The organism is Xanthobacter sp., assembly GCF_041911315.1.
GTDB lineage: Bacteria > Pseudomonadota > Alphaproteobacteria > Rhizobiales > Xanthobacteraceae > Xanthobacter > Xanthobacter aminoxidans.
In genome coordinates this window covers 34,642-41,942 of record NZ_JAYRPE010000048.1, presented here as the reverse complement: position 1 = coordinate 41,942, position 7,301 = coordinate 34,642, and the positions used below count along the sequence as shown (strand labels likewise).

Sequence of the window (7,301 nt, the reverse complement as noted above, 5' to 3'; positions counted from 1 at the left end):
TCCTCCCGCGCCACGCGCCAGCCGCCCGCGCGCCCGTCCGGCGTGAGGGTGAGGCTGCGGAGCGCGCGGGAGCCGTTCATGCCGCGCCGTCCCTGAGGTCTTCCGCATCGGCGCGCGGGCCGAGGAGGAGCGAGCGGCGGGAGAGTTCCACCGGCGCCTCGCGGCGGGGCGCGGACGTTTCGGCTTCGGGGGCGAGCGCCGCCGCCTCGGCCGCGAGGCGGGACGCCTCTTCCGCCTCCGCCCGGCGGCGGATTTCGCCGGTGCGGGTGCCGTCCTCCCGATTGCCGGCATCGAGCAGGCCGGGCATCACCGCCTCGGCCGTCTCCACCGCCTGCAGCATGGAGGAGAAATCGAACATGGGGGAGAACAGCGAGCAGGCCTTGTAGGGGCCGGTCTCGGGCCGGTTGGCGGCGAGGAATTCGTAGGTGCCGGAGGGAAAGTCGATCAGCTCCTTCTCGCCGGTCCGAAGCTGCGACCAGTCGTCGGTGGCGTTGGGCAGGAGCACGATGTTCATGAACCAGGGCGTCACCAGTACGCCCATCACCCGTCCGCCATGGATGCGGAAGCCCACCGCCTTCACCCCGAGCGAGCCGTTGACGAAGGGCACGCCCTTCATCTTCGCCGCATGGATCTCGCGGAACACCGCCTCGAACAGGCCGGGCGCCTCGGCCAATTGTCGCTCCAGCGCCGGATCGACCAACGCTGGGCGCATCACGGCCGGAAGATCGGGCGTGCCGCCATCGAGCACCATGAAGGCGTCGCGGGCGCCGTCGCACACGGGGCAGCGCCAGTGATCGGGCAGCGCGTTGAACGGCGTGCCGGGGGGAATCTGCCACGCCTCGCACCCTTCGGCGGGGTCGTAGACGTGCCAGCAGACCTTGCATTCCAGCCGCGCGGTGGGGGCAAGCCGCGCGCGATCGCCGAGATAGGAGCCGTCGAAGAAGCTGTGCTGGGACATGTCTCGCCTCATCTCATGGCCGCCAGCACCTCGATGAGGCGCTCGGCGGAATCGGCGATGTCCTCGCGGGCGGCGCAGGCGACTTCCGGTACCTCGCTTACCTCGATGGTGTCGAGGATGAGCATGTCCTGCGAATTGTAGAAGCGCACCCGCCAGACGTGCCGCGTGCCCGTCGCGTCGATGCGGCAATTGCCGTAGCCGCGCGAGAGCACGGTGGTCGCGCCGGGGCCGAGGCGCGCGTCCAGCATGGCGAGGTCTTCCGGCGTGTGCGGCAGCAGCGAGAGATTGATGACGTGGGCGCCATCGCCGGGCTGGCGGGTGCGGGCGCGGTCGTCGATCTCCACCAGCAGGGCCGGGGCGTTGAAGATGCCCGGTGCCGGCGCGTCGAGGCCGGAAAGGTCGATGCCGGCGCCGGCTCCGAACGCCCGCACCACGGCGCCACGCGGGAAGGCGCCGATCTCGATGCGGTCGCTGCCCGCCGCGCCGCGCAGGCGCCAGACGCCGGCGAAGGTCGCTTCCTGGATTTCCATGGGGCGGACATCGCCCCGGCCTTCCACCTTCACCGCCACCTCGCCTTCGCCCATGGCCTCGTCCACCAGAGCGAGGTTGGCGGCGTCGAGATGGGCGAGGTCGATGATGCGGCTCTCGCCCGGTTGCCAGCCTTCCAGCGCGGCGATCACCTCTTCCAGCACGGTGAAGGCGGGGGCGTAGCGGTCCTTGTCCTCCACCTCGATGAGGTGCGCCTCGAAGGTGCGCATGCCGGAGGGCATCTGGAGATAGGCGAGGCCCTCGTCCTCGGTGGACTGGCTGCCGGGGCCGAAGCCGACGGGGGGCTGTGTGGCGAAGGGGGACGAAGACATTTGGGGCAGCCTTCAGTGGGTGGCGGCGGAGGGGGCGGCGAGCAGCACGCGGAGCTTGTCGAGGTATTCGTCCCAGTCGCGCATGCGGGCGATGGCGCCCACCGGCTGGCCGGCGCGCAGCACCACGATGGCCGGCAGCGCGAGGCTCATGGTTTCCCGCAGGGCGGTCTCCGCCTTGGGGCCGGCGATGGCGATGCCGATGGCCTCAGACCCGCCCAGCGCCTTCACCAGTTCGGGCAGCACCACGGCGATATCAGGGCTCTCCAGATGCGCCTTGCCGTGGGAGGGCAGGAACAGGAGATGGTCGCGCGCATCGAGATGGGCGGCATCCTCCAGCGTCTCGACGGCGGGCCAGGCGCCGGCCTCGCTGAGGCGGCGGACGAGGGGGTGGAGATCGGGGGCGGCGACCGGGGGCATCAGGCTTCCTTTCGGCCGGCGGCATAGGCCGCGGCGAGATGGGGCGGCAGGACCGGCTCGCGGTCCACGAGATCGGCGAAGGCGCGGTCGATGAGGGCGGTGTCGGCCTCCCCGGCCATGATGGCGGCGACGCCGGAGAGCGCTTCGGTGATGAGGCGAGCTTCCTCCGCCTCCAGCCGGCGGCGGGCGGCGCCCTGGAAGACGAGGACGTGATCGCCCACGCCGGCCTCGGGCACGAGGGAGAGATCGACCCGCTCCTCCCGCCCGTCGGCCGCGCAGAGCGCGTAGGGGCCTTCGAGGCGTTCGATGCGCATGGGCAGGCCGAGGCACATGGCTAGGCGTCTCCTCGCACGAGCACGCGGGCATCGCCGATGCGGCAGGCCTCCTCGGCGCTGGGGCGCTCGGTCTCGTAGGGATCGCGGGCGACGGCGGCGGTGACGAGAGAACCTTCCCCCGCGCGGGGCTCCGGCACGATGCCGAACTCGTCCTTGAGAATGGCGAGCACCTTGCGCGCGGCGGGCTCGATCTGCGCGGCGACGGTCTGGGTGAGGCCGCCGCCGTAATCGTCCAGCACTTCCGGCTGCACGCCCACCAGCACGATGCGGCCCGGCGTGTGGCCGCGCAGAGCGAGCAGGCCGAGGATTTCCTGGAAGCCGGTCTGGTGCAGGCTCACCTTGCGGGCGGCGAGCACGGCGGGCACGTCGGCGTCGGCGCGGATGTGGAGGGTGCCGGGCGGGGAGCCGAAGTCCACCGCGTCCACGATGACGACGCCTTCGGCTTCTTCGAGATAGGGCAGGAGGTAGAGGCCCTGCGTGCCGCCATCGAGCAGCGTCACCGGATCAGGGAAAGTGTAGGCGCGATCCAGGGTTTCCAGAACCCGCACGCCGAAGCCTTCGTCGGCCCACAAGATGTTGCCGATGCCGAGCACCAGAATGCGCGCGCAAATCCGTTCGCCGTCCATGCGACGCCGCCCTCCCTGCGATGGCCTCCCACGACGGTCTGCCGCCGTCTGATTTCGAGTTCGTCTAAATCAAGGACCGTGCCAACCCGGCTGGAAGCCGGCCAACCGGTTGATTCGGATCAACAGTGGGCAGAGAGGGAGGGGCGGGGTTGCCGACTGATATTGAAAGGAGTGTGATCGATCTGGCTCAAAAATGGAATTTCAATTTCCATATTCCGCCATCCGGGATCGGTTTTCGCCGGTCCGGGCGCGTGACCGCCTGCGACGATCGTTAGCAGGTGCAGCGCGAAGTGGAATGCGCCGCACCATGCGCGCGCCGGGCATTCCGCCAAAGAAAAAAGGGCGCAGCCGAAGCCGCGCCCTCTGTCGTCCACTCCCGCCCTCTGCCCCCGCAGAGGCTGCCGCTCAGTCCGGATCGTCGTCCCGGAAGGTGCGGTGGCCGTTGGTGATGGCGGAGACCATGGACTGGCGGGACATGATGTCCTCGCGGATCACCGAATAGACGTGGATGATGATGAACACGATGATCACCCACATGCCGAGGTGATGCAGCGTGTGCACCTGCATGGAGCCGCCCAGCAGCGGGATGACCCAGCCGAACAGATTCGCCTGCCAGGAGCCGAGCCCCGTGCCCTCGGAATAGAGGGCGAAGCCGGTGAGGATCATGAAGGCGAGGCCCAGCACCATCACGAAGAACAGGAACACCTGCGCCAGCGGATTGTGCCCCACGAACTTCAGCGGGCGCGGCTTCAGGAAGGCATACCACTGCACCTCGGTGAAGAAGCCCCTCCAGAAGCTCTTCCGCCAGAAGGGAAAGGTGAACAGCTCCCGCGAGTACTTGTTGCCGAAGAAGGCCCAGATGATCCGCCCGATGAACCCCACGGCGAGGATATAGCCCGCCGAAAAGTGCACGAAGCGGATGGTGCCCATCAGGTAATGGGAACTCGGCTCGCCCGAGAGGGTGGGGAAGGGCGAGCCGATGAGATAGCCGGTGACGCACAGCACCAGGATGGACAGCGCGTTCACCCAGTGCCACAGGCGCACCGGCGCCTCATAGACATAGACGGTGGTCAGCTTCTTTCCACCGGCGATCGCCTGCGCGACCGGGGTCGTGGGCGCCGCCGGAGGGGCGGCGCCGGAGAGGGAGGTATCCGTCATCGCGGCCTCCTCAGCGCACGGTGACGCGCGCCAGCTCAGCCCCGTCGTCGGACATGACGTGGGTGGAGCAGGCGAGGCACGGGTCGAAGGAGTGGAGGGTGCGCAGGATCTCCACCGGCTCCTCGGGGCGCTGCATGGGTGTGTTCATGAGGGAGGCCTCGAACGCGCCGATATTGCCCTTGGGATCGCGCGGCCCGCCGTTCCAGGTGGTGGGCACCACGCACTGGTAGTTCTCGATCCGCCCGTCCTTGATCTTGATCCAGTGGCCGAGACCGCCGCGCGGCGCCGCGACGGTGCCGACGCCCTTGGCCTCCTTGGGCCAGGTGGCGGGGTCCCACTTCTCCATGTTGGCGGTGGAGGTGTCGCCGGCCTTGATGTTGGCGATGAGGTGGTCGAAGTCGTCCAGCATCATCTTGGCGCAGTAATGCGCCTCCAGCGCCCGGGCGAGGGTGCGGCCGATGGTGGTCGGCAGCGCCTGCTTGGCGGTGAGGTTGGTGCCGGCCAGCGTGTTGAACGTGCCGAGCGCCTCGTCCACCTGCCCCTTCACGTAATCGACGCCCTGGGCATAGGCGAGGATGTAGCGGGCCAGCGGGCCGACCTCCACCGCATTGCCCTTCCAGCGCGGCGCCTTGATCCAGGAATACTTGGCGTTCTCGTCGATTTCCTGGATGTCGGTGCGGGTGCCCTTGGCGGCGGGGCCGAGCTTGTACTGCGGGTCGGTGACGCCGTCCCACGGGTGCAGGCCCTTGTCGTTGTTGCCCTCGCCGTAGGTGTACCAGGAGTGCGCCACGAATTCCTGCACCTGCGCCGGGTCGCGCGGGTCGATGGGGTGCACCTCGTTCCAGTTGCCGTTGAGGATGACGCCGCCGGGCAGGCGGTCGGTCTTCTTCTGGCCCTGGATGGCTTCGTAATCGCCATAGTCCATGACGTTCTGGCCGGAGAGGCCGCCGCCATAGAGCCAGCCTTTATAGAAGGAGGCGATGGCGATCACGTCAGGCACATAGACGTTCTGCGAGAACTCGAAGGCTTCCTGAAGCTTCAGCTTCACGAAGTTCAGCCGCTCCATGTTGAGCGGGGCGCCGGCGGCCATGTCGCCGTTCATGTTGATGGCGCAGGGCACGCCGCCCACCAGATAGTTCGGATGCGGGTTCTTGCCGCCGAAGATGGTGTGGACCTTCACGATCTCCTTCTGGAAGTCGAGCGCCTCCAGATAGTGCGTCACCGCCAGCAGGTCCGCTTCCGGCGGCAGCAGATAGGCCGGGTTGTCCCAATAGCCGTTCTTGAAGATGCCGAGCTGGCCGCTCTCCACGAACTTCTTCAGCCGGTTCTGCACGTCGCGGAAATAGCCGGGCGAGGACTTGGAGTGCGCGGAGATGGACTGCTGCAGCACCGAAGTCGCCTTCGGGTCCGCCTTGAGCGCATTCACCGGGTTCACCCAGTCCAGCGCGTGCAGGTGGTAGAAGTGGACCACGTGGTCGTGCCACTGCAGCACCTTGGCCATGATCTCGCGGATCAGGAAGGCGTTGTTGGGGATCTTGATCTGGAGCGCATCCTCCACCGCGCGCACCGAGGTGAGCGCGTGGCAGCCGGTGCACACGCCGCAGATGCGTTCCACGAAGGCCCAGGCGTCGCGCGGGTCGCGGCCCTTGAGGATGACTTCCAGCCCGCGCCACATGGTGCCGGTGGAGACCGCGTTGCGGATGATGTTGTTGGAATCCACATTCACTTCGCAGCGCATGTGGCCTTCGATGCGGGTGACCGGATCGACAACGATGCGCTTGCCTGAAGTGTCGAGGGAAAAGCCGTTCGGCGTCTGGATGGTCACTTCTCGCCTCCCTCGGTCTTCTGCGCACCATCGGTATTCTTGTGCTGGGCGCGCTTCAGCGCGCTGACCGCCGCATGGACCGCGACGCCTGCGCCCACCGCGCCGGCGGCGACGAGGCCCACCTGGTCGGCATTGGCCTCAATGCCGAAGCCGGAGTTCTTGAGGTCCGCGAGGCGCGCGTACCACGAGCCCTTGTCCCAGAAGCCGTCTTCCGAGCAGCCGATGCAGCCGTGGCCGGCCTGGATGGGGAAGGAGACGCCATCGTTCCAGCGCACGGTGGAGCAGGCGTTGTAGGTGGTCGGGCCCTTGCAGCCCACCTTGTAGAGGCAATAGCCCTTGCGCGCGCCCTCGTCGTCGAAGCTCTCCACATACTGGCCGGCGTCGAAGTGCGGCCGGCGATAGCATTTGTCGTGGATGCGCTGGGAATAGAACATCAGCGGCCGGCCCTGCCGGTCCAGCGCGGGGAGCTGGTCGAAGGTGAGCATGTAGGTGATGACGCCGGTCATCACCTCGGCGATGGGCGGGCAGCCCGGCACCTTGATGATGGGCTTGTCGAAGATCACCTCGTGCACGGGCGTGGCGCGGGTGGGGTTGGGGCGCGCGGCCTGCACGCAGCCATAGGAGGCGCAGGAGCCCCAGGAGATGATGGCCTTCGCGTCCTTCGCCACCTTCTTCAATTGGTCCACGAAGGGCTTGCCGCCGATGATGCAATACATGCCATCCTCGTTCAGCGGCGGGTTGCCCTCCACCGCGAGGATGTAGTTGCCCTTGTACTTGGTCATCACCTCGTCGAGGATCGCTTCCGCCTGATGGCCGGCGGAGGCCATGAGGGTGTCGTCATAGTCGAGCGAGATCATCGACAGCACCACATCCTTCACCAGAGGATGCGCCGAGCGGATGAAGCTCTCCGAGCAGCAGGTGCATTCCAGCCCATGCAGCCACAGCACCGGGGTGCGCGGCTTGGTCTCCATGGCTTGCGCGATCTGCGGCGCGAACTCCGGCCCGAGGCCGAGGGCCGCCGCCGTGAGCGAGCAGTATTTCAGGAACGAACGGCGGGTGATGCCCTGCCGCCGCATGACCTCATAGAACGTCTCGAGGGCCATAAAGGCGTCCCCCCTTGGC

General features: G+C 67.7%; 8 protein-coding genes. All 8 read right to left on the bottom strand.

From position 1 onward, the window contains the following. Positions 1-76: 76 nt before the first annotated feature. The 8 genes from hybE to ACE3QW_RS14720 all read right to left on the bottom strand — a co-directional run bounded on the left by hybE (position 77) and on the right by ACE3QW_RS14720 (position 7,282). A complete protein-coding gene (hybE, locus tag ACE3QW_RS14755) occupies positions 77-958 on the bottom strand; it encodes a [NiFe]-hydrogenase assembly chaperone HybE (protein WP_374252141.1) in 882 nt (293 codons plus the stop codon). 8 nt (positions 959-966) lie between these two features. After that, positions 967-1,818 carry a hydrogenase expression/formation protein gene (locus ACE3QW_RS14750; protein WP_374252139.1) on the bottom strand — a complete coding sequence of 284 codons (852 nt, stop codon included), beginning with the start codon at positions 1,816-1,818 and terminating at the stop codon, positions 967-969. 12 nt (positions 1,819-1,830) lie between these two features. Beyond that, complete coding sequence (locus ACE3QW_RS14745; protein WP_374252137.1) at positions 1,831-2,235, bottom strand: hydrogenase; 405 nt, start codon at positions 2,233-2,235, stop codon at positions 1,831-1,833. Beyond that, positions 2,235-2,567 (bottom strand): HypC/HybG/HupF family hydrogenase formation chaperone, encoded by a 333-nt coding sequence (locus tag ACE3QW_RS14740; RefSeq protein WP_374252135.1) that lies wholly within the window; start codon positions 2,565-2,567, stop codon positions 2,235-2,237. The genes ACE3QW_RS14745 and ACE3QW_RS14740 overlap by 1 nt, the downstream gene beginning before the upstream one ends. A 2-nt stretch (positions 2,568-2,569) precedes the next feature. After that, positions 2,570-3,196, bottom strand: a complete 627-nt coding sequence (locus ACE3QW_RS14735; protein ID WP_374252133.1) for a HyaD/HybD family hydrogenase maturation endopeptidase — start codon at positions 3,194-3,196, stop codon at positions 2,570-2,572. A 405-nt stretch (positions 3,197-3,601) separates the two neighbouring features. Then, positions 3,602-4,354 carry a Ni/Fe-hydrogenase, b-type cytochrome subunit gene (cybH, locus tag ACE3QW_RS14730; RefSeq protein ID WP_374252132.1) on the bottom strand — a complete coding sequence of 251 codons (753 nt, stop codon included), beginning with the start codon at positions 4,352-4,354 and terminating at the stop codon, positions 3,602-3,604. 10 nt (positions 4,355-4,364) lie between these two features. Beyond that, a complete protein-coding gene (locus tag ACE3QW_RS14725; protein ID WP_029556065.1) occupies positions 4,365-6,179 on the bottom strand; it encodes a nickel-dependent hydrogenase large subunit in 1,815 nt (604 codons plus the stop codon). Next, positions 6,176-7,282 carry a hydrogenase small subunit gene (locus tag ACE3QW_RS14720; protein ID WP_374252130.1) on the bottom strand — a complete coding sequence of 369 codons (1,107 nt, stop codon included), beginning with the start codon at positions 7,280-7,282 and terminating at the stop codon, positions 6,176-6,178. Before ACE3QW_RS14720 ends, ACE3QW_RS14725 begins: the two co-directional genes overlap by 4 nt. Between the last annotated feature and the right edge of the window lie 19 nt (positions 7,283-7,301).

Bases quoted from the DNA above. Each gene is read 5' to 3' on its own strand.
- hybE (WP_374252141.1), bottom strand. From the start codon at position 958: ATGTCCCAGCACAGCTTCTTCGACGGCTCCTATCTCGGCGATCGCGCG.
- ACE3QW_RS14750 (WP_374252139.1), bottom strand. From the start codon at position 1,818: ATGTCTTCGTCCCCCTTCGCCACACAGCCCCCCGTCGGCTTCGGCCCC.
- ACE3QW_RS14745 (WP_374252137.1), bottom strand. From the start codon at position 2,235: ATGCCCCCGGTCGCCGCCCCCGATCTCCACCCCCTCGTCCGCCGCCTC.
- ACE3QW_RS14740 (WP_374252135.1), bottom strand. From the start codon at position 2,567: ATGTGCCTCGGCCTGCCCATGCGCATCGAACGCCTCGAAGGCCCCTAC.
- ACE3QW_RS14735 (WP_374252133.1), bottom strand. From the start codon at position 3,196: ATGGACGGCGAACGGATTTGCGCGCGCATTCTGGTGCTCGGCATCGGC.
- cybH (WP_374252132.1), bottom strand. From the start codon at position 4,354: ATGACGGATACCTCCCTCTCCGGCGCCGCCCCTCCGGCGGCGCCCACG.
- ACE3QW_RS14720 (WP_374252130.1), bottom strand. From the start codon at position 7,282: ATGGCCCTCGAGACGTTCTATGAGGTCATGCGGCGGCAGGGCATCACC.